Origin of the sequence: Bacillus sp. FSL R10-2780 (assembly GCF_038006125.1) — a bacterium.
GTDB lineage: Bacteria > Bacillota > Bacilli > Bacillales > Bacillaceae_G > Bacillus_A > Bacillus_A cereus_U.
In genome coordinates this window covers 1,685,029-1,708,223 of record NZ_JBBOUQ010000001.1, presented here as the reverse complement: position 1 = coordinate 1,708,223, position 23,195 = coordinate 1,685,029, and the positions used below count along the sequence as shown (strand labels likewise).

Sequence of the window (23,195 nt, the reverse complement as noted above, 5' to 3'; positions counted from 1 at the left end):
TTTATTATGTCGTTTTTTTAATCTATTCATTAATTGTGAACAGCTTCTTTTTCATTTAACCCAAGTGTGCGTCCTGTTGAAGCGTGAAGTTCTTGGAACAGTCTTGGATTTTCCGTTAGTGATACGCCATAAGAAGGGATCATTTCTTTTATTTTTGGCTCCCATGCTAGTATACGTTCTGGGAAGCATTTTTCTAATACTTCAAGCATAACGTGAACCGCAGTAGAAGCACCTGGAGAAGCGCCAAGTAACGCAGCGATTGATCCGTCATTTGCACTAACAACTTCTGTACCAAATTGAAGTGTTCCTTTACCACCTGCATCAGTATCTTTAATTACTTGCACACGTTGTCCAGCAACGACAGTATCCCAATCTTCACTTTTAGCGTTCGGAATAAACTCACGTAATTCTTCCATACGCTTTTCGTGTGATAACATAACTTGTTGGATTAAGTATTTTGTTAATCCCATTTCTTTTACACCAGCTGCTAACATCGTTAAGACGTTATTCGGTTTTACAGAACCAATTAAATCAAGGTTTGATCCAGTTTTTAAGAACTTAGGCGAGAAACCTGCAAATGGTCCAAACAGTAAAGCTTTTTTGTTGTCTATATATCTTGTATCAAGGTGAGGTACAGACATTGGCGGAGCGCCAACTTTAGCTTTTCCGTATACTTTTGCATGATGCTGCTCTACAACTTTTTGGTTTTTACATACCATAAATAGTCCACTTACTGGGAATCCTCCAATATGTTTTGATTCAGGAATACCAGTCTTCTGAAGTAGAGGTAGACTACCACCACCGCCGCCGATAAAGACGAACTTTGCAGTATGGTGTTCGATTTTACCACTATTCATATCGTGTACTTTTACTTCCCACAAACCGTTCTTCGTACGTTTAATATTTTCAACACTATGTTTGTAGTTTAGCTCGACATTTTTAATTTTTAAGTAATCAAACAACATGCGCGTTAACGCACCAAAGTTAACATCTGTTCCAGAGTCAATTTTCGTTGCAGCCATCGGTTCATTAGAGTTACGACCTTCCATAATGAGTGGAAGCCATTTTTTTAATGTATCAGGAGCATCAGAAAATTCCATTCCTTGGAATAGAGCGTTTTTTGAAAGCGCTTCAAAACGGTTTTTTAGAAACTCCACATTTTTTTCTCCTTGCACCAAACTCATATGAGGTAGTGGCATAATAAAATCTTGTGGATTACGAATTAAGTTTCTCTTAACAAGATACGCCCAAAATTGTCTTGAAAGTTGAAATTGCTCATTTACTTTTACAGCTTTACCAATATCTATAGACCCGTCAGATTTTTCGGACGTATAGTTAAGCTCACATAGCGCAGAATGTCCTGTACCAGCATTATTCCATTCGTTAGAACTTTCTTCTCCGGCATTAGCGAGTTTTTCAAATACTTTAATTTCCCATTCAGGTGCCAATTCTTTAAGTAATGATCCTAACGTTGCGCTCATAATTCCTGCGCCAATTAAGATAACGTCTGTTTTTTGCTGCATGTTGCTCATGATAATCTCTCCATCCCCTATATTGGCAAAAAAGAGTAGGTGTTTTTATATCTAAGCCGTAAAAAGAAAACACCGCCTAGGCCCCACCTAGGTATTTACCTTTTTTGTCTCAATTATATAACCATCTCATAGTCTATTATAATAATTAATAGACTAAAATATCTAGTGTTATCTGATAATTTTAAACTATTTAACGTTTTATTTCATAGAATTCTTCTGTCATAAGGGTAAAAAGCATAGTAGTAAAGCGGAATTTGGAGAAGAATTCCAGTTTGATGTTATCCCAAAAAAACTTCTATTTTTATGTTTTATCTTTGGGAACTAGTAAAATTCTATTTTTGTAACATCTAATTTGAAAAAATAGAGTAAATAACAAATAAATGATAAGATTATTCTGAAAATAACCAAGGAGGGATACCAATGCTTACAAAAGAACAAGTCGCAAACTTATTTCGGGATTTTTCTGTAAATGAATGTAAAGGATCGAGTCCTTTATACGAATACTTATCAATAAAAATTTCTGAAGATGAGGAAGTTCTTACGTTAGCTTCCTACGCACAACCTGGTCAACCAGTCCCAAACTTATTATTAGGTGCAGTACACTATTTATTGCTAAAAGGGAAAGACCATCATTTAAAAACGTATTATAGTAGCTTAGTTGAAAATGCTAAAACAAATTTAGATAAAGCTTTTGAACAATTTAAAGATTTCTGTAATGAGTACCGAGAAGAAATCATTACTTTATTACAAACGAAACTCGTTCAAACGAATGAAGTAAGACGATGTGCATACTTATACCCAAGTTTCTGCTACATATTTAACAAAGTGAATAAACCGTTAGTGGTAATTGAAATTGGTACAAGTTCTGGATTACAACTGTTCTGGGACCAATATAGCTATTCGTACGGAACAGATGAAACATATGGAAATATAAATTCGAATGTACATTTAACCTCTGAAATAAGAGGGGAGAATGTGCCCCGTTTTCTAAAACAAAGTCCACCTGTCGTAGAAAGAATCGGACTAGATTTACATGTGAATGATTTAAATGCCGATGAAGATTATTTATGGTTACGCGCGCTTATTTGGCCAGAACATAAAGAAAGACTTGAACTATTCGATCAAGCAGCAGCGCTTGTAAAAGAAAAATCAGTGAGATTAATAGAAGGTGACGGTGTAGCACTTCTTCCGGCCATTGCAGATCAAATAAGGGAAGATGCAGTGATTTGTATTTTCCATACACATGTGGCAAACCAAATACCTGAAAATGTAAAACATACGCTAGAAAAACAAATTAAAGACATTGGTGCAAAACGTGATGTATTCCACCTATATAACAACATGTGGGACCGGGACCTTCATATTGATTATTATATTAACGGAAACGAATATTGTGAAACTGTTGGGGAAACGGAAGGGCATGGGAGATGGTTTAGTTGGGGATTGGGGGATAAGAAGCTATGCTAAAGTAAATCTAATAATTATGGGTTTCATCACCAAAATTCGTAATTAAAATAGCTGATGGAAGACACTCCATCAACTGTTTTTTACTTTTCATAAAACTCATTAGGTATCTAAGGTAAGCGTCAAATATTCCTCACCTACAAGTTGTAAATAGCCCATGAGATTCATCTTCTTACATCCAAGGATTTAAAGAAATTGGATTATTAAAACCTGACAGGTGTCAAAAAAGAACCTACCGGTTAATCAGCTATATTACTGGTTCAAGAAATTATTACTTCAAACGGAAGAGCCGAAGGAAAGTAAATGTTTAAAATGAATATATAATACATGCGAGAAAGAGCACAATTTGATAGGGGGGGCTTCCAAATGCATATGGATGAAAGAATGAATTTGCAGTTAACAAGCCAGGCTCTTCAGGTAATGAATAACGGAATTGCTGTCATAAGTCATGATGGAATCATCACATTCAGCAACCAACCATTCTGCAGCATGTTACATAAAAAAGAAAATGAAATAATAGGTAAGCATATATCAACGATTATTCCTGATCGTAAAAAGCTAGTAGTGAATCAAAATGATAGTTTGTACAAGTACGAGTGTAAGGTGGGCAACCAAGTATTGATTATGAATGAATCCCGTGTATATCAGAGCGGGAAAGAAGATGGATCAATTGCCATTTTGGAAAACAAGGAAAAAAGTATACAGTCCTTGGAAAGTATCATCAGTCGGTATGAAAATGCCTTGAATTTACTGTCGGAGTGTATTCTAGGGGTAAATGAACAAGGGATTGTCAATTTTTTAAGTGGTTCTTATGCACAATTTTTAGGGATTGATGATCCAAAGGAAGCGATAGGTAAGCATTGTACGGAGGTTGTTGAGAATACGAGGATGCATATTATCGTGAAGACGGGACAGGTGGAAATTGGGCATATCCAGCGTATAAGTAATCGGAATATTATCGCAACTCGCATACCTATTGTTAAGGACGGTGAGGTTATTGGTGCGATTGGTAAAATTATGTTTCATGATATACAGCAGTTTAAAGCTTTGGGGGATCAGATTAGTGCAATGGAATCAAAGTTATCTTACTATCAAACTGAATTACAGCGGTTGCAAGAAGGTAGGTTGTCCTTTCAAAGTATTATAGGAGAGAGTGCGAAAATGAAAGAAGTTAAAACGATGGCCTTGAAGGTTTCTAAAAGTCGGTCTACCGTTTTGATAAGAGGAGAGAGCGGTACAGGGAAGGAGCTCTTTGCGCATGCGGTACATCGTGCAAGTCCGCGTGCTAGGGGTTCATTTATTCGTTTGAATTGTGCTGCGATTCCGAGGGATCTTTTGGAGGCTGAATTATTTGGATACGAAGAGGGGGCTTTTACAGGAGCGAAAAAAGGTGGTAAGCCTGGGAAGATTGAGTTGGCCCATAAGGGAACGTTGTTTTTAGATGAGATCGGTGATATGTCTTTGGACATGCAGGTGAAGTTGCTGCGTGTGTTGCAAGAGAAAGAGATTGAAAGAATTGGTGGTACGAAAATTCAAAAGATTGATGTCCGTTTCATTGCGGCGACACATCGAAATCTTCGTGAAATGGTGCAAAGAGGGGAATTTAGGGAGGATTTATATTATAGGTTGAATGTGTTTGCGATCGATATTCCTCCGTTACGAGAGAGAAAGGAAGATATGATACATATAATGGAATTTTTAATTCGGAAATTGAATGGGGAGCTGGGTAGTAGCGTTCTTTCATTGGATGAGAGAGTAAGGGATATATTCATGGAGCATGATTGGCCAGGCAATATTAGGGAGCTAGAGAATGTGTTAGAACGAGCGATGAATGTTATAGAAGGAATGATTATTCAAGTGCATCATCTTCCTGTATATTTGCGGAAAAAAGATTTGGAAGAAGAGTTATATCATGAAATATTTGCGGTGGATCAAGAGAAGAATGAGATGAGTTATTCACTGCAGGAGGAAGTGGAATCGGCTGAAAAACGGGCGATTACAAGGGCTTTGGAAAAGACAGCTGGAAATATAAAAGAGGCAGCCAAGCTTTTAGGGATTCATCGGGCTAGCTTATATCGTAAAATAGAAAAATATGGAATTTTGTGAAAGGAAGCAAAGGGCAAACAGGCCCTTTTTTTGTTTGGTTTGCAGTAATACATACTGTCTCTTTTTTGCGACACTTTCTTATAGATGCGACATGATCGTAATCATTTGTAGCGCAAATGCGACATGTGAAGGTGGACATGTAAGGGAGACTTGGGTATATCCCTGAAGGAATAAGGGAATAGAGAATGAGTCGATTTTTGGCATGTTTCTTGCTATATAAATAAAAAAGATTATAGCAAGAAGGGATGGAATTCAATGCTGGAAAATCACAGTTTGCCACATTTTATTATGCAAAGTATTGAAAAAACACCAAGTAAGGTCTATTTACAATTTGAAGAACAAAGAGTTACGTATGAGGAGCTCTATCATCGAATTACTAGAGCCGCAGCGGGATTTTGTGAGCTCGGTATTCAAAAAGGTGACAAGGTTTGTATTATGCTTCATAACACTCCTGAATATCTGGATGTATGGTTTGCTTTATCTTTTATGGGAGCAATTGCGGTGCCTCTGAATGTGCATTTAAAAGGAGAGGGCCTACAGTATATTTTATCTCACTCTGATTGCAAGCTGATTATCGTTGATAAGGAATTTGTTCCTCAAATTGCTTCTTGTTTGCCATTTATACAAAGGGACATTCAAATTGTCGTTTACGGAAATGATGAAAGCGTAATCAATTTGAACGATGGTAAAGAACCGCTGGTAATCGAATTGAAAGATGTACTGAATACAAATAATCATCACCTTCCAACTGAATTTGTTTCCTCCTCTTCTATTAACAGTATTCTTTATACCTCTGGAACGACTGGATTACCTAAAGGGGTCATGTTAAGTCATTCTGCCTATGTAAATTCTGCGCAGTCATTTGCCACCTATATGGTTGGCGCAAGTTCGAAAGATATTTTATTTACAGCGTTGCCGTTATTTCATATTAACGCCCAGGCCCATACAGTACTCGGTGCTATTTCTTCCAATGCGACGATTGCTCTTGGCAAGCGGTTTAGTGCTTCTAGATTTTGGGATGAAATTCGTGGTCATGGCGCAACCATTTTTAATTCTTTAGGATCTATGATTCCTATTCTCTGCAAGCAACCAGAAAAGGAAAACGATAATGAAAATTTTGTAAGGGTGACGGCTTGTGCTGCTACGCCTAAGGGATTTTGGAAGCCGTTTGAGGAGAGGTTTGGCGTCCAGATTGTAGAAGGTTACGGATTAACGGAAACGACGGGTTTTTGTGTAACGAATCCATTGAATGCCAATAAGCCGCCTTCTATTGGAAAGCCTTATTCTTACGTAGAGACGAAGATTGTCAATGAGGATGGAAATGAAGCGCGGACTGGTGAAATTGGAGAGATTTTTATACGTTCCTTACAGGGACAAGCATTCATGGAAGGCTACTATAAAATGCGGGATAAAACAGAAGAGGCGATGAAGGAGGGATGGTTCCATACAGGAGATCGTGGTTATCTAGACGAGGAAGGTTACTTATATTTTTGCGATCGAATCAAACAGTGTATCCGGAGGCGTGGAGAAAATATCTCCTCTTGGGAAATCGAAAAGGTAGTGAATAATCACCCGAAAGTACTTGAATCAGCGGCCATCGGTGTTCCATCGGAAGTGGGAGAAGAGGATGTCAAATTATATGTGATTGTAAAGAAAGGAGAAACGATGTCCCATGAAGAGATTATAGATTGGTGTCAAGAACGTATGGCTTACTTCATGGTGCCGCGATATGTTCAGTTCAGTGAAACTTTTCCAAAAACTGCGACGGAACGGATTCAGAAGTTCAAGCTGAAGGAGGAAGGAATCGGTACTGCTTGGGATAGTGAAAAGGTCGGCTATGTAATTAAAAGAACGAGTTGATGTGCTGACGGTAGTAAAAGTATCTCATTACATATTGGAAAGAAGGGATTGAATTGGAAAATAAGCGGGTTGTTACATGGTCCAAAGAAAAAGGAATCGCGACAATCATCATTGATAATCCTCCTGTGAATGTATTGAGCGGTGCTGTGGTTGAGCAACTGACGGTGGTGGTCGATGAAATCGAACGGGATGATGAAGTAATTGCTGTACTTCTAACTGGCGCTGGAGAAAAGGCCTTCGTTGCAGGAGGAGACATCAAGTCATTTCCGGAATGGATTGGGAAAGGGAATGAATATGCAGAGGGAAAATCATTGTGGCTTCAGAATCCATTAAATAAAATAGAAAGATTGTCGAAGCCTGTAATCGCTGCTATTAACGGATTAGCGCTTGGGGGCGGGTGTGAATTAGCCTTATCATGTGATTTACGGATTATAGAAGAACATGCCCAAATCGGACTTCCAGAGGTGAAGTTAGGATTGTTTCCAGGTGCGGGAGGCACGCAACGTTTGCCTCGATTAATAGGAACTGCAAGTGCGAAAGAAATGATGTTCACTGGTGAACCGTTCACTGCCGAGGTAGCTTGGCGAGTTGGTTTGGTGAATCATGTTGTTCCGCGTGGCGAAGCGCTGAATAAGGCGAAGGAACTAGCCGCGAAGATGGCTCAATTTTCCCTTCCTGCTTTATCTTTGATGAAGCAATCTATCAATAAGGGATTATCTTCTTCTCTTGAGGACGGGCTAAAAATAGAAGCTGAGAATTTCGGCCATGTATTTCAAACGAGTGATGTAAGAGAGGGGGTGGAGGCTTTTATAGAAAAGAGGGTACCGCTTTTTCATCATAAATAAAATAACAAAAAGTAATGCCTGCCTCTGGCAGGTGTTGCAATAATATATATAAATATAAAAGGGTGTAAAGTAAATTTAAGAGAATCTATTTTATTGAGGGGGAATGCGGTTATGGATTTATTGATTGTATTGCTATCGCTTGGCTTGCTTATATTTGTAGCTTACCGAGGATTCTCAGTCATTTTATTCGCTCCGTTATGTGCTTTGTTGGCTGTATTTTTAACGGAACCGGCGAATGTTTTACCATTCTTTTCTAATGTTTTTATGGCGAAGATGGTCGGATTCATAAAATTATATTTTCCTGTATTTTTGCTTGGAGCGATATTCGGTAAAGTGGTAGAAATCACTGGAATAGCAGAAAAAATCGCGAAAATTATCATCCATTTTATAGGCGTGAAAAGAGCTATTCTTTCCATCGTGTTAATGGGAGCGATTCTTACATACAGTGGTGTCAGTTTATTTGTCGCAGTATTTGCGATTTATCCGTTTGCGGCGCAATTATTTCGCGAGGCGGATATTCCGAAACGTCTCATTCCAGCGACAATTGCATTCAGTGCATTCACGTTTTCGATGGATTCACTTCCTGGATCACCTCAAATCCAAAATGTTATTCCAACTACGTTCTTTAAAACAGATATTTATGCAGCTCCTACATTAGGGATTATCGGAGCACTGTTTATCTTTATATGTGGCATGATGTATTTGGAAAGGTGCAGGAAGAAGGCTGCCGCTAAGGGAGAGGGGTACTTCGGAAAAAGCGGTGCCACTTCTGAACTGGCTGCCACAACTAGCGCGCAATTGGTGCAAGCGCCTATTGTTTCCAGCGAGGTTATTCCAGCTAGTTATTGGGTAGCTTTTCTTCCGCTTGTACTGGTCGGAGTGATGAATAAAGTCTTTACAGAATTCATCCCGGTTTGGTATACAAAGGGATTTGATTTTGCATCTATAGGTTTGAAGGAGTACGGAACGATTGATATGGGACAAGTCGTAGGTATTTGGTCAGTGGAAATGGCACTTCTTATCGGAATACTTGCTGCTATATTATTAAACTTCCAAGCGGTAAAAGAACAGTTTCAATCTATTACAAGCGTGGGCGTAAGTGGTTCAATCTTAGCTGCCATGAACACTGCAGCCGAGTATGGATTTGGTGCCGTTATAGCAGCTTTACCCGGATTTGTCATGATTCAAAATTCTTTGACAGGTACATTTTCAAACCCTTTAATTAGCGGAGCGGTCATGACGAATATTTTGTGCGGTCTGACGGGATCAGGTTCGGGTGGAATGAGTATTACATTAGGTTTAATGGCAGATAAATATATTGAAGCGGCAGCGAACTTTGATATTCCGTTAGATGTGCTGCATCGTGTAATTGCAATGGCAGCGGGAGGTATGGATACTCTCCCTCATAACGGAGCAGTTATAACTTTACTTGCAGTTACAGGATTAACACACCGAGAAGCTTATAAAGAGATTTTTGGTATTACGATAATTAAGACATTAGCCGTTTTCTTCGTTGTTGGAGTGTACATGATGTTTTCTATTGTATAGTAGGAAGGTTGATCGGCTGTTATAAATAACGCAGCCACCAAGTTAAGATTATGTATAATGGTAAACAGAAACAGCCATCATTCCATGAAACGATGGCTGTTTGTATGTTTTTAATGAATTTCACAAAAAACTTCAATTGTAGATTGGAATTGAACTATCCCAACCTTCACTTGGTCTAGAGGAGGAGGGCTTCTCGGTTAAAATGATAAAGTCGGTAAATTTACTTGTTACAACAATGCTCTTCTACTCATCCATTGCGTCATAACCCACTTTTCACCTTTGATAACAGGTGCAGCAACTACAAGCAAATCCTCACATTGGACCCCAGCTGGCCAACATTCATAATAGTCGTGAAAACCATTTACAAACATGATTTGTCCGTTCTCAAATAGGATAACAAATATGGAGTTTCCTTACCTATTTTATAAAAGGTTAAAAATAAACCATAATATTATTATGTAAACAAAATTGATGAATGTACAGCTTGTTAAATAGTTCAATATTTTTGATTTTTCTATGGCTGCATAAGTATGATGTTTGTAGGAGGGGATCATATGAGTATACACAAAAAAATCATAGCGATTTCAGGAAGTATTAGGGAAGGATCATCCAACACAAACATATTAAAAACTTTAGCAGCATTTATTCCAGAAGGTATAGATTACACTATTTATAATGGGATAGGGGAACTACCTCATTTTAATCCGGATGTAGATCGAGTTGGAGCACCGATTGTTGTTGAAGAATTTCGAAAGACATTAAGTGAAGCACATGCACTTATTATTTGTACACCAGAGTACGCAAAAAGTATTCCAGGAGTTTTGAAGAATGCATTAGAATGGCTTGTTTCATCAGCGGAACTTTATAAAAAGCCAGTTGCTATTATAACAGCTTCACCGTCGATTGCTGGAGGGGATAAAGCTCATGAATCATTATTACTTACGCTAGGTATGCTAGATACAATTGTCGTTCAAAATGGTTCGCTATTAATCCCATCTGTGCGCACTAAATTTAGTGATGATGCAAAAATAACAGATGAGGATACAAAGAAAGCTCTTATCTCTTTAGTTCAAAGTGTAGTAGACGAGATAAAGAAATAATGATTTAGTTCGTATTAAAGTGAAAATGGACTTTTATAATAATAAAAGATAAAAGCAATGCTACGGTTAGTTCAAATGTAGCATTGCTTTTTTATATAGTTAAATATATGTACTCAAAATCTCCCCAGGTAATCCATCAATCTCACAAACTATATCTGATGTAAAACCAACGTTTAGTAAAATCTTCCGAGAGGGGATATTGCTCGGATCGATAATTGCTTTTAGTACGCTTACATCTGTCTGCTTCGCTATATTTATTAATTCCTTTGCAATACAACTACCATATCTCTTTCCCCAGTGCTCTGGCAAAATCATATAGCCAAGTTCTGCTTCTTTAAAATCAGCCTCATTTACTGTTATATGTCCAAGTCCGATAAATTCATTTGTAATAGAGTCATACACTTTGTAGGAGCCGAATAATCTATGTTTTTTATTACGCTTTAACAATTTTTTATAGTCGTTTTGCGCCTCGCCTAACGGAATGGTACGTTCCGTAATTTGTGCCATCACTTTTTCATTTGATACGAGCTGGAAATATAAATTGAAGTCTGTCGCTTCAAATTTACTAAAATATAGCTTATGCATAGTATTCCTCCAAACTAATTTTCATTTGTTCTTCAGAAAAGATAAACGATAGTTAAATCGTGATTTCTATTTGATTGCCTTCTGGATCGCTTATTACACTTTCATAATAGCCATCTCCAGTGAAACGTGGTCCATTTAATAAAGAATAGCCTGCTTCTTTTAACGTTTTTGTCAGTTCATTCACACGTTCCTTACTGCCAACAGAGAAAGCCATATGTGCATAGCCAGTTATATTAAGATTAGGCTCGTTTTCTATACCTTTCTTACGCATAAGTTCAAGCCTTGCTCCAGATTCGAACGTAATAAAATAAGATTCAAATTGTTTTGCTTCGTTATGATATAAAGAGTTTACCTTGCCATTAAAATACTTCGTATAAAAAGTACGCATTAATTCTAAATCATTTACCCAAATTGCGATATGTTCGATTTTCATAGGTTTCACCAATCCTATCTGTACTAATTAGGCTTCCACTGTATAAAAGTTGCATGTACATTGCAAGAAATTTGATTCGGTGTTAAAGGTAATTGTTAATTTTTGGTTGTATACGTACATACAATGTGTAATTAAGTGAATGACTTACATAGGAATTACAGAAAAGGGTGAATGAGACTTATGAGTCAATTAGAGCAAACAATGTACGTTGGTGTCATCATGTCTATTGTACTATCCGTAATGATTTTGGGGTCTTTATATTATAATCCTCGTCTTTGGTTAAATGATTATCCAAAAGATATTCAAAAGGTAGTTTTTCCGAAATCGATTAATGAAAAAAAGCAAACGATTTACTTTAGTATTGCATACAATGTGATTCTCTTCGGTACTCCTTTCGTTTCAACATATATATTACATCAACATGAAAAACTATTGTATATTGAGGCCTATTTACATAGTTTTAGCATTTTAATGATTTTCAATTTAGTAGATTTATTAATAATCGATTGGCTTATATTTTGCTGGATTACTCCGAGATTTGTTGTTATTCCTTGTACGGAAGGGATGAAGGGATATAAAGATTACAAGTTTCATTTAAGAGGGGCTATAGTCGGTACTCAATTTTTAGCAATCGTAAGTTTATTTCTGGCAGGAATTGCGACAACCATTTAGTAAAAAGAAGAAGGATAGGAAACGTTTATATAAGATAAGTAGATTTATAATGTATAGAATTAAAAATGAGAATTTGATACTATTGGAGTAAAGGGTTTTAATAACGGTATATTAAGCGATATCAATGTACCTTTGCAAATGTTTTGATATTCCGTGAAATCACCTAATTTTATGGAAGCATTTGATAAAACCCCAAAAAACGCAATGGAGGCTATTATGAAAAAATTAATTGGCGCAGCAACAGCAACAGTTTTTGGATTGGGGGCTTTTACAACATCTGCTATCGCAGAAACTATCGTAACAGCGGATGTACTCAACGTACGTGAAAAGCCAACAACGGAATCAAAAGTTATCGAAAAAGTAAAAGAAGGACAAAAGTTAAAAGTTATAAATACTGAAGAAGGATGGTCAAAAATTGATTTAAATGGTAAAGAATTGTTTGTAAGTTCGGAATTTACAAAAGATGTTTATCATGTAACAGCAAACCTATTAAATGTACGTTCTGAAGCGAGCACAGAATCAGAAATTCTTGGCAGACTGAAAAAAGATGATGTAATTGAATCAACGCATCAAGTAAAAGATGGATGGCTACAATTTGAGTATAAAGGAAAAACAGCTTATGCAAACGTTTCTTTCCTATCAAGTACAGCACCAATTGAAAAGAAAGCTGAAGAGAAAACGAAGCAAGTAGCGAAAGTACAAAAAGCGGTAAATGCGAAGGAAGAAGCAAAAACGCAGAAAGTTGCAAAAGTAAAAGAAGAAGCAAAAGTGCAGGAAGTTGCAAAAGCTAAGGTAGCAACAAAAGCAAAAGAAGAAGTAAAAGCGAAAGAAGAAGTAAAAGCGAAAGAAGAAGTAAAAGCGAAAGAAGAAGTAAAAGCGAAAGAAGAAGTAAAAGCGAAAGAAGAAGTAAAAGCGAAAGAAGAAGTAAAAGCGAAAGAAGAAGTAAAAGCGAAAGAAGAGGTAAAAGCGAAAGAAGAAGTAAAAGCAAAAGAAGAAGTAAAAGCGAAAGAAGAAGTAAAAGCAAAAGAAGAAGTAAAAGCGAAAGAAGAAGTAAAAGCGAAAGAAGAAGTAAAAGCAAAAGAAGAAGTAAAAGCGAAAGAAGAAGTAAAAGTGAAAGAACAAGAACAAGAATTAGCGAAAGCGAAAGAACAAGAATTAGCGAAAGTAAAAGAACAAGAACAAGCGAAAGCGAAAGAACAAGAATTAGCGAAAGTAAAAGAACAAGAACAAGCGAAAGCGAAAGAACAAGAATTAGCGAAAGCGAAAGAGCAAGAACAAGCGAAAGAGCAAGAACAAGCGAAAGTAAAAGAACAAGAACAAGAACAAGCGAAAGCGAAAGAGCAAGAACAAGCGAAAGCAAAAGAAGCAACAAAGACACAAGAAGTATCTAAAAATAACTCACAGTCTGCTAAACGTGAATTAACGGTAGTAGCGACAGCATATACTGCTGATCCAAGTGAAAATGGTACATATGGTGGACGCGTTTTAACTGCGATGGGTCATGATTTAACGGCAAATCCTAATATGAGAATTATCGCAGTAGATCCGAAGGTAATCCCATTAGGATCTAAAGTATGGGTAGAAGGTTATGGAGAAGCTATTGCTGGTGATACTGGTAGTGCTATTAAAGGAAATCGTATTGATGTTTTAATGGGTTCAAAAAGTAAAGCTATGAACTGGGGAAGACAAACTGTTAAAGTAAAAGTTTTATAATAATGGTTATCCAAATAGAAGTCAGTTCTCTTTATTGAGACTGGCTTTTATTTTTTGCCTTAATGTGATTCATTGAAAAAATTTGAAGGATATGTAAAAGAATAAAACCTTACTTTTGCTGCTGAGTACAGTGAGCAGTAAAAGTAACCATATTGAATTATTTAATCCTTATTTGTATTTCTGACAACCATATTGTTCTTCTATCACTATTAAAATACAATTAGATAAATAGGAGAAAAATATTCATAAAATAGTAATTATTCTATTTAGTCTTATACTAGGGTTTATAACGTTCCAAATCCCTATAGTGTCAGAATGGATACAGAACTCAGTCTTCTGGTAAATTGTTATTATTTTATTATCGTATTCATACCAAAAAGATAACGGTGATAAGAATAAGAAAAATGATGATTAGCAACAATAAAAAATGTTTTATGTACCGAAAGTTATTAAAAGATTAGTATCGAGGATCACCTTTATAAGCGAGAAGAGGATTAAATATGACAACAGAATTATATGGCACACATTACAATGAAATAAAAGGGTATAGAGTAATTGAAGGGAAAGATTCATATAATCATTATTTTGGTGGTCAAGATTGTGACTTACCACTATGTAAGCTATGCAATGAGAAAATGCATCAAATCTTTAGTTTAGATTTGAAAGATGATAGGCTTGTTGAACTTAAAAATGATGAAATGAATGTTTTACCATTCGTTTCTTGCTTGAATTGTTCGATGGTGTGGGAGCCGCAATATTTTCAGTTAAGTAATGGTGGTAAAACGGTACAAATAATAAAGCAGGACAATACGGAAGATTGGATAATGGAAGATGAGGATAAACTACCGGTCGATCTACCAAAAACTAATGTAAAGCTAACAAATATGAAAAATGAAGATATACCTACTGATGAAGATCGTTACTGGGAAGCTTTTGACTTATTCGGTTCGGAATATATATGTAGATTGTTAGGAGCGCCTTTATACGATGAAGTTCCAGAAGATTTGGGATGTCCAGCTTGTTCTAAAGAGATGAAATATGTTGCTACAATTACACAAGACCTTGAGGAACGGGAACTTATTTCAGTAGTTGATTTTCAGTTTGGTGAAATGAAGATATATTATTACTTATGTAAAGATTGTTCAGTTATCAAAACTGAAATACAAGGAACATAATGAAAATAAGACTGACTCATCCTGTCCGTCTTATTTTTGATGTGTCACATCATTAACAATGGCATGAAATATGTCTTTTTGCGTGAAATCATCTGTAAAAACAGTTTCTTTATCAACTTCAATTGTATCGTGCGGGTTATACCATTTACTCAATAAATCTTCTCCAAATTCAAGTCGTTTTTCTCTCGTATTATGCCGTCTAATCGTTTCTTCAAGTGATAAGTCAAAATAATATGTATAAGCGTTTCCTTCGAAATAATGTATTAATTCTTTCAGCATATCACCGTATCTACGACTGTTCAGTATACCTTCTAAAATAACAAATTCACATTTTCCTTTTCCGTACTTCGTAATTTCAAATAGTAAATCATGAGATAAGTTACCTATTGTATCGTGAACTTTTAGCATATCTCTGCGCACAACGTCTTGTGAGACTAGAAGTGTTCCTTGCCCGAAATGTTCTTGCAGTTCCTTTGCGATTGTTGTTTTGCCACTTGCGGAGTTTCCGCGAAGAATGATTAATGTCGATTTCAAAGTCTCATCTCCAAATTGTTTTAGTTTTTTGCTTTGTTACATTGAAAATTGTTTTAGTAAGCGCTTCTCGCCAGTTTATAGAAGTTATTGCTTTCAAAGTGATATGAGACATCGTAAATAACCTCCAGTTTATTTGTGGTTTGATTATAGGAACTCTTTATTTTAAAGATACAATATTTTCTTGAAAAATAAACAGAATTATTGTAAAGTAATGATAATTAAAATTTATATTGTTTAAAAGCTATGAAAGGAAGTAGTAACAAGTATCTTTTTTTTTAGAGAGTCGGTGGGTGGTGTAAACCGATAGAAAGCGCTTGTGAATCCGTCCTTGAGCGAAATGTGGAACCCTTCAATGTGAAGTTAGTAATCGTTTCCGGTTAAAAACCGTTAATTTTTTAAGTGGAAATCTTACATTTTCTATGCTTTCAACTAGGGTGGCAACGCGGGTTAACTCTCGTCCCTTTTATAGGGACGGGAGTTTTTTGTGTTTTTTTAGTGAAATTCCCTATCTTAAAAGCTTAACGTGAACGAAGAAGATGACATTAGTCACTTATTAAAGGAGAGATAAGACATGTTAGATGTAAAAGTATTACGTGCTAATTTTGAAGAAGTAAAGAAAAAATTGATTGATCGCGGTGGAGAGTTTCTTGAATTGGATACATTTGAAGAATTAGATCAAAATCGTCGTGAACTGTTAGTAGAAGTAGAAGAATTAAAAAGTAAACGTAATGGAGTATCTGATCGTATTGCGAAGTTAAAGCGTGAAAAACAAGATGCTAATGAACTTATTAGTGAAATGCGTGAAGTAGGAGAAAGTATTAAAACGTTAGATGATGAGTTACATAATGTAGAAGAGAAATTGAATTCTATATTATTGGCATTACCAAATATACCTAATGAAACAGTGCCTATTGGAGCATCAGAAGATGATAATGTTGAATTACGTAAGTGGGGAGAAATAAACGAATTTTCATTTGAAGCAAAACCACATTGGGAAGTTGCTGAAAAATTAGGATTACTAGATTTTGAGCGAGCAGCAAAAGTAACAGGAAGCCGCTTTGTATATTACAATGGCTTGGGAGCACGTTTAGAGCGAGCAGTAGCTAACTTTATGCTAGATTTACATGTTGAAGAACATGGATATACAGAAGTGATTCCACCGTTTATCGTAAATAGCGATAGTTTAATAGGAACCGGACAATTCCCGAAATTTAAAGAAGATGTATTTACATTAAAAGACACAGATTACTCTTTAATTCCAACGGCGGAAGTACCATTAGCGAACTATTATCGTGACGAAATATTAAATGGTGCAGAATTACCTATTAATTTTACCGCTCATACGCCATGTTTCCGTTCTGAAGCTGGTAGTGCAGGACGTGACACGAGAGGACTTATTCGCCAGCACCAATTTAGCAAAGTTGAAATGGTTAAATATACTAAGCCAGAAGAATCATACGATGAGTTAGAAAAATTAACTGCGAATGCCGAAAGAGTACTACAATTATTACGATTACCTTATCGAGTTATCGTATTATGTACAGCTGATATAGCATTTCCAGCTGCGAAAACATATGACATTGAAGTTTGGTTACCAAGTTATGGGGTATATCGTGAAATATCTTCTTGCTCAAACTGTGAAGATTTCCAAGCGCGTCGTGCAAGCATACGTTTCCGTCGTACACCAGGTGCAAAACCAGAATTTGTGCACACATTAAATGGTTCTGGGTTAGCTATAGGGCGTACAGTAGCAGCTATTTTAGAGAACTACCAACAAGAAGACGGCTCAGTTATAATCCCAGAAGTATTGCGTCCATACATGGGAGGAGTAGGGGTTATTAAATAAGAATGATGTTGATTTGAAATAAAGTTTAACAGTTTATAAAATGCTAATAAAGAGGTGCTACATGTTATTTCAAAAAGAAAATTTATTAGTTAGATATGTAACAAAAGACGATGCACCTATCATTTCAAAATGGTTAACAAATCCAGAAATTTTACAGTATTACGAAGGAAGAGATAATCCGCAGTCTGTAGAAAAGGTACTCGATCATTTTATACATAATCCAAATAGTAATGAAAAAAGATGTTTAGTAGAGTTCAATGAAATACCGATCGGTTACATACAAATATATCCTGTTGATTCCGAATGGAAAGCGTTATATGGATATGAAGAAATGAAAAATGTGTGGGGAATGGACCAATTTATCGGTGAACCAGCGTATTGGGGAAAAGGGATTGGAACAACCCTTGTTGAAGCGGCAATTACATACATTATGGAGAGCTTAGGAGCAGAAGCGATAGCGATGGATCCTAGAGTAAATAATGTACGTGCGATAAGCTGTTATGAAAAATGCGGATTTAAAAAAGTGAAGATTTTAAAGGAACATGAACTGCATGAGGGGAAATTAGAAGATTGTTGGATGATGGAATATAAACAATTATAATGATTTATGAAAGGGCTTATACAAACAAAGGGAGCTGTGTGAAATGAAAAAGGCATTACTAGTTATTGATGTGCAAGCGGGTATGTATACAGCAGGAATCCCAGTACATAATGGGGAAAAGTTTTTAGAAACGTTGCAAGAGCTTATTGGGGAATGTCGTTCAAATGGTATTCCGGTTATTTATGTACAACATAACGGGCCAAAAGATCATCCGTTAGAAAAAGGTACAGATGGCTGGAAAGTACATGCGGCGATTGCACCGCAAGAAGGGGACAATATCATTGAAAAGACGACGCCAGATTCATTCCATAAGACGAACTTAAACGAAGTGTTACAAGAAAAAGGGATTGAGCATGTTATTATTTCAGGAATGCAAACAGAGTACTGTGTTGATACGACAACGCGCAGAGCGTTTAGTGAAGGATATAAAGTAACATTAGTGAGTGATGCGCATAGTACGTTTGATACAGATGTATTGCGTGCTGAAGATATTGTAAAGCATCATAATGTTGTGTTTGGATCATTTGCGGATGTTGTTGCATTGAAAGATCTAAAAGTAGAAGCGTAAGTATTGAAGTGGCTGTCTCTAAATGGGGGCAGCTTTTTTATTAGAGGATAGGTCGTCAAACATTGTCGATATTCTTTGTCGAATCGTTGATATAATTAGAGTTACGATAGATATATTCAAAAAATCGTTAATATAATTTCATTCACCGTATTGATATTACAAAAAATAAAAAGGAGCGCCACATCGTCAAAAATTCGACGGATGAGACAGCTCCTTTTTTGCACCAGTAATTATGGCTTTATTTCTTCTTATCTTTATCCAACACATTCTGTTCTTCAGCAAACTCCGTACCATATGCAAACCGGCGATTAATTCGAATGTTATCATTGTTGTGCCTTGAGTGGGAATTAGAAAAGCGATGGACGATTACTTCTGATAATGTAAAGACGATGGCAGAAAGGATACTGCCCCATGCAATTTGCATGTAGTTGTCTAATAAAATATTACCGAAAATCCAGACGCTTAAATACGTAAGTAAGAAATCCGTCATAATGGCAGCGGAATTGCCAATTCGATTTAAAATAATTTTATCAACAAACATATAAGAAACGATTGTGACGAAGAGACTAAAAGAAATGATTTGGACGAGCGTTGCTGGGAAAAATAGAGCTAGTCCGATACTAAAAGCGATGATGCATGATATAAATTTGATAAGTATTACAGTAATATCACTCAATATTTACACCTCCCATTTATACATAGTTTTACAATAAATTCAGGAGTTCATACATTGGAACGGTTTAATTTATATAAAACTTTATCACGTCGAAATTTTATCTAAATATTAAAAAAACAATTAAAAAATGTTATAGTAAAATGAGAGCGTATGACATTTTAGGTAAGGGGGAATCCGGGATGTGGATTACTTCAGAAGTAGAAATTCCAGATGAGTTAATCGATCACCTTGAACAAGGGAAGTTAGTATTATTCGTTGGAGCAGGAGTTTCTATGAAGGGGAAATCAAACTTACCGAATTTCGATGATTTAGTTGATGAAATTTCGAAAGCTTTATATGTCGAAAGGCGTGAGATGACAGAACCCCACGATTATTATCTCGGTAAAATTGCGAAAACGAAAGATGTGCATCAAGTTGCAAGAGACCTCGTTAATATAGAAAAATCAAAACCAAATCCATTACACTATGCGATTCCAAGGCTGTTTCCGTTAGATACGGATGTTCGAATTGTAACGACAAACTTTGATCAACATTTTACGTCTGTAATTACAGAAATGAATAGAGAGCTGAATATTTATTATGCACCTGCTTTACCGACAGGGAGAGCGTTTAAAGGATTGGCTTACATACATGGGAATGTAGAACAAGAGAAAGAAGCTTTAATTTTAACGGATGGTGATTTTGGAAGGGCTTACTTAACAGAAGGATGGGCGAGACGATTTTTAGTTGATTTATTTTCAAATTACACTGTTTTATTCGTTGGGTATAGTCATAATGATCCTGTAATGAAATATTTAGCAACAGGCTTACCACCGAGTACAAGGCGTTATGCTTTCGTCGCACAAGGGGATAATACATATCATTGGGAGCATTTAGGGATAAGACCGATTGTGTATCCGAATAAAGCAAATAATCATCAGGCACTTGTGAAAGCGGTGAAGCGGTGGGCGGAATTAATGGGGGATAATTATATTACGAAAAGAATGCGTATTCGTGATATTGTAACCGTACCTCCATCAGTAGAGCAGGAGCAATTATCCTATATAAAACAGTCAATAAAAAAAATTGAAACCGTTCGGTACTTCGTTGAATTTGCTCGTGATTACGAATGGGTAGAATGGCTTGAAGCGGAAGGGAAATTACGAAATTTATTTTTGCTTACAGCAAATTATGATGAAGTAGATGAATTGCTTGCAGAATGGTTAGTGGAGCAATTTCTATTTAGTCATCAAAAAGAACTATTTCAATTGATTTTTAAAAATCATTCTAAAATATCCCCGTTATGGTGGCGAACAATTTGTACTTACTTAAACGAAACGAAAGAAGCGATGGACCCTTTGTTGTTTGCAAGATGGACATTACTTTTATTAGAAACAGCAGAGAAAGATAGTAGCTTTATTGAAATGATTTCATACTTATTGCAAAAATGTTCTTTCCCTGAGCATAAAGAAATTGGCTTGTTGTTGTTAACGTTTATTTTAGATGGAAAACTAAAATTGAAGCGTGTAAGAAGATGGGGAAATGATACGCAAGAGTCGATTGAACTCGAGGAATCGAGTCGTATACCAATGCCTATTTTTTCTCATGTGGAGCGAATTTGGAAAGAGAAAATGAGACCACATATTACTTACTACGCAAATCCAATTATGGTTACGGGGTTAGAAAAAATACAACTATTGTCATTAAGACAAAATGCACTGAAAAGAAGAGATAGAGAAATTTCAGAGCAGGAGTTACAGCAAAATGATTTTACGTTTTTAATTCAAATTGTAAAAGAGTGTCTTACATATTTATGTGAAAACAATGAGAAAAAAGCGAATTATTATATTACAGAAATGATAGAAACAGATAGTGTACTTCAAAAGCGAATTGCGATTGAAGCAATGAGTAAAAATGTATTCGTTACTGCGGATGCCAAACTGAAGTGGTTACTACATGAAGGTCTTCTGCTAGATGTCACATATAAACATGAAGTGTTTCAACTTTTAAAGAATTATTATGCAGATGCTTTAGAAGAAACAAAAGAGGAAATTATTCAAACTGTATTAGAACATCTTGCAGAAGAGAGGGCGTTTGATGCTTGTCTCGTTCTAGATACATTATTTGCATGTGATTCGAATAGTCGATGCACGATAGAAGGATATGAATTAATGAAACAGAAGCACCCTCATTTTTCTTCTGATCGATACAGTGTTCCAAAGAAAGAATATATTGAACAAAGCATAACTTGTAATGTAACAGCTGATGGATTACTACAGCTGAAAGACGATGAAATAATGAAGCAAGTTCGGCAGTTCTCTCAAGATGGTGTTTTTGAACAACGCCATTTTGTAGAGATGTTATCAAAAGCATGTAAATTAAATGTAGAGTGGAGTATTTCGTTTGCTTATCAACTAGTAGGCGTACATGAAATTAGTAATGAAGTTTGGTTTGTTTGTATTAGAGAGTGGAGAAATAATAGGAATTTAACGAGTGAGCAGATTCAAAGGATCATTCCGTTATTGCAGAAGTTTGTTAGAAATACTACTTTTCATTGGTTAATTAGTAGTTTTCTATATGAAATTAGCAATCGATTAGAAGAGCTAGAAGAGAATAGTATACGGGTTATAAAACGCTTTGCTTTTTCAGTATTTCCACAAGTTATGAGAGGGGAAACGGATTTTAAAATTGGAAAACAAGAGTTTTACAATGAGTCTATACAGCATCCTGTTGGGAAGATGACCGCTGTATTACTAAAACTGTTATCATACGATCACTTATATGATCGTAATGTGTATGAATATTTATTTTTATTTGAGGAACAGGTAAGGGTTACTTCGGAAAGAACGAACTTTATGTTAGCCCGTTTAACAGCAGATATTACGTTTTTATACCATATTGAGAAGCAATGGTGCCGAAAATATGTATTACCTTACTTAGATTTAAAGAAAGAAAATGAGTTGACCAAGTATGCGTGGGCGGGATTATGTTATACGCAAATTAATTTACCTTTATTTACAGAGATGAAGAGATATATTAAATATGCGGTAGAGCATTTAGAGCTGCTACATCCGTATACGAGAGAAGCGTTTTTAAAATGGCTTAGTTTTGTATTTATTAAATGTGTGCTGTATTGGGAGCAAAAAACAGATTGGTTATATCCACTTTTAATGCAAGAAAACGAAGAGAATAAAATTAAATTTATGCAGTATGTATGCTACTACGTAAAAACGTTAAGCGGAAAAGAACAACAAAAATTTTGGACAGCGTGGCTACATGTATTTTTAAGAGAACGTCCGAAAATGGGCGTAATATCAACGAGAGAATATATGATGCTTTTACGTATTGTATTATGTATGGATGAGATTTTAGAAAAAGGGCTTTGTATTATTTCGAGTAAATTTCTAGGTGTAGAAGGGCAATGCAATCAAGAGGAAATGAAACAGTTATTTATTGAGATGCTTGAAAAGAAGGATAGCATGAAAGCGTATAAAGAACAGTATGCAAATGTGTTTTTCATTTTACTTCAAACACGTCAAGAAGCTGATTTACTTGAAAATGAAATCATACAAATAAAAGAACTATTAATCCAGTATGAAGTAGAAAAACATGTATTAAACTTAATTGAAAATGAGATGATTCGTATCGGAATTGTAATGGGGAATTTACAAGGGGAATTATAGGGCAGAAGTGGAATTTTTTTAAAAAAAATAAAAAGTTATTGACAGTGTTTTGAAAAGCGTTCTATAATACGAATCATACTTATTCAATTTCAAAAACATTTGAATAAACAAAGTGCAATGAAGAGATCACAGTAGTGGTTAGTCTTACTGTAACAGAGAGCTGGTGGTTGGTGTGAACCAGTACAGGGATAATCATGAATTACAGTCTTGGAGCATCTTTTTCGTAGTAAAGATAGTATTGTCTTTATGAAGAAAGAGCGGTCAAATGATCGTTA

General features: G+C 35.8%; 18 protein-coding genes and 2 other annotated features (1 of these 20 running past the window's edge). Of the genes, 13 read left to right on the top strand and 5 right to left on the bottom strand.

The genetic code is table 11. The annotated features are described in order from the left end of the window. Positions 1 to 29: 29 nt before the first annotated feature. A complete protein-coding gene (locus NSQ47_RS08910; RefSeq protein ID WP_341036660.1) occupies positions 30 to 1,532 on the bottom strand; it encodes a malate:quinone oxidoreductase in 1,503 nt (500 codons plus the stop codon). A 420-nt stretch (positions 1,533 to 1,952) separates the two neighbouring features. Between NSQ47_RS08910 and NSQ47_RS08905 the strand changes: the two genes are divergently transcribed. From NSQ47_RS08905 to NSQ47_RS08880, 6 genes are all read left to right on the top strand, one after another. After that, positions 1,953 to 2,999: a DUF2332 domain-containing protein gene (locus NSQ47_RS08905; RefSeq protein WP_341036658.1), complete on the top strand. Its 1,047-nt coding sequence runs from the start codon at positions 1,953 to 1,955 to the stop codon at positions 2,997 to 2,999. Between the two features lie 363 nt (positions 3,000 to 3,362). After that, positions 3,363 to 5,102, top strand: coding sequence for a sigma 54-interacting transcriptional regulator (locus NSQ47_RS08900; protein ID WP_078181120.1), 1,740 nt, complete (start codon positions 3,363 to 3,365; stop codon positions 5,100 to 5,102). A 255-nt stretch (positions 5,103 to 5,357) separates the two neighbouring features. Then, a complete protein-coding gene (locus NSQ47_RS08895) occupies positions 5,358 to 6,962 on the top strand; it encodes an ATP-dependent acyl-CoA ligase (protein WP_340824410.1) in 1,605 nt (534 codons plus the stop codon). Between the two features lie 53 nt (positions 6,963 to 7,015). Then, on the top strand, positions 7,016 to 7,807 hold the full coding sequence (locus NSQ47_RS08890; RefSeq protein ID WP_002161387.1) for an enoyl-CoA hydratase: 792 nt from the start codon (positions 7,016 to 7,018) through the stop codon (positions 7,805 to 7,807). Between the two features lie 111 nt (positions 7,808 to 7,918). Next, entirely contained in the window at positions 7,919 to 9,355 is a 1,437-nt protein-coding gene (locus NSQ47_RS08885) for a GntP family permease (protein WP_340824409.1), read from the top strand. A gap of 554 nt (positions 9,356 to 9,909) precedes the next feature. Next, on the top strand, positions 9,910 to 10,455 hold the full coding sequence (locus NSQ47_RS08880) for an NADPH-dependent FMN reductase (RefSeq protein ID WP_215588273.1): 546 nt from the start codon (positions 9,910 to 9,912) through the stop codon (positions 10,453 to 10,455). Between the two features lie 99 nt (positions 10,456 to 10,554). On the opposite strand, the gene NSQ47_RS08875 is transcribed toward NSQ47_RS08880, so the two are convergent. Further along, entirely contained in the window at positions 10,555 to 11,040 is a 486-nt protein-coding gene (locus NSQ47_RS08875) for a GNAT family N-acetyltransferase (protein ID WP_340824406.1), read from the bottom strand. Positions 11,041 to 11,092: 52 nt separating this feature from the next. Further along, a complete protein-coding gene (locus NSQ47_RS08870) occupies positions 11,093 to 11,473 on the bottom strand; it encodes a VOC family protein (RefSeq protein WP_002110475.1) in 381 nt (126 codons plus the stop codon). 180 nt (positions 11,474 to 11,653) lie between these two features. Here NSQ47_RS08870 and NSQ47_RS08865 point away from each other — a divergent pair, with 180 nt between their 5' ends. The 3 genes from NSQ47_RS08865 (at position 11,654) to NSQ47_RS08855 (ending at position 15,033) form a co-directional block, all read left to right on the top strand. After that, complete coding sequence (locus NSQ47_RS08865) at positions 11,654 to 12,145, top strand: hypothetical protein (RefSeq protein WP_002110474.1); 492 nt, start codon at positions 11,654 to 11,656, stop codon at positions 12,143 to 12,145. A 216-nt stretch (positions 12,146 to 12,361) separates the two neighbouring features. Then, positions 12,362 to 13,858 (top strand): cell wall-binding protein EntB, encoded by a 1,497-nt coding sequence (gene entB, locus NSQ47_RS08860; protein WP_341036657.1) that lies wholly within the window; start codon positions 12,362 to 12,364, stop codon positions 13,856 to 13,858. Between the two features lie 500 nt (positions 13,859 to 14,358). Then, a complete protein-coding gene (locus NSQ47_RS08855) occupies positions 14,359 to 15,033 on the top strand; it encodes a hypothetical protein (RefSeq protein ID WP_215596650.1) in 675 nt (224 codons plus the stop codon). A gap of 30 nt (positions 15,034 to 15,063) precedes the next feature. Here NSQ47_RS08855 and NSQ47_RS08850 read toward each other — a convergent pair whose 3' ends face one another. Further along, complete coding sequence (locus NSQ47_RS08850; protein ID WP_016105177.1) at positions 15,064 to 15,567, bottom strand: kinase; 504 nt, start codon at positions 15,565 to 15,567, stop codon at positions 15,064 to 15,066. A gap of 234 nt (positions 15,568 to 15,801) precedes the next feature. Beyond that, positions 15,802 to 16,032: a binding site (T-box leader), on the top strand. Positions 16,033 to 16,138: 106 nt separating this feature from the next. Here NSQ47_RS08850 and serS point away from each other — a divergent pair. From serS to NSQ47_RS08835, 3 genes are all read left to right on the top strand, one after another. Continuing rightward, entirely contained in the window at positions 16,139 to 17,413 is a 1,275-nt protein-coding gene (gene serS, locus NSQ47_RS08845; protein ID WP_340824398.1) for a serine--tRNA ligase, read from the top strand. Positions 17,414 to 17,474: 61 nt separating this feature from the next. After that, positions 17,475 to 18,014 carry a GNAT family N-acetyltransferase gene (locus NSQ47_RS08840; protein WP_340824396.1) on the top strand — a complete coding sequence of 180 codons (540 nt, stop codon included), beginning with the start codon at positions 17,475 to 17,477 and terminating at the stop codon, positions 18,012 to 18,014. A gap of 43 nt (positions 18,015 to 18,057) precedes the next feature. Continuing rightward, positions 18,058 to 18,582, top strand: coding sequence for a cysteine hydrolase family protein (locus NSQ47_RS08835; protein ID WP_340824394.1), 525 nt, complete (start codon positions 18,058 to 18,060; stop codon positions 18,580 to 18,582). Positions 18,583 to 18,820: 238 nt separating this feature from the next. Here the strand turns inward: NSQ47_RS08835 and NSQ47_RS08830 are convergent, their stop codons facing one another. Next, entirely contained in the window at positions 18,821 to 19,258 is a 438-nt protein-coding gene (locus NSQ47_RS08830) for a YndM family protein (protein WP_002110461.1), read from the bottom strand. Positions 19,259 to 19,437: 179 nt separating this feature from the next. Here NSQ47_RS08830 and NSQ47_RS08825 point away from each other — a divergent pair, with 179 nt between their 5' ends. Continuing rightward, a complete protein-coding gene (locus NSQ47_RS08825) occupies positions 19,438 to 22,920 on the top strand; it encodes a DUF4020 domain-containing protein (protein ID WP_341036656.1) in 3,483 nt (1,160 codons plus the stop codon). Positions 22,921 to 23,028: 108 nt separating this feature from the next. Then, positions 23,029 to 23,195 (top strand) — a binding site (T-box leader) (it continues 70 nt past the right edge of the window).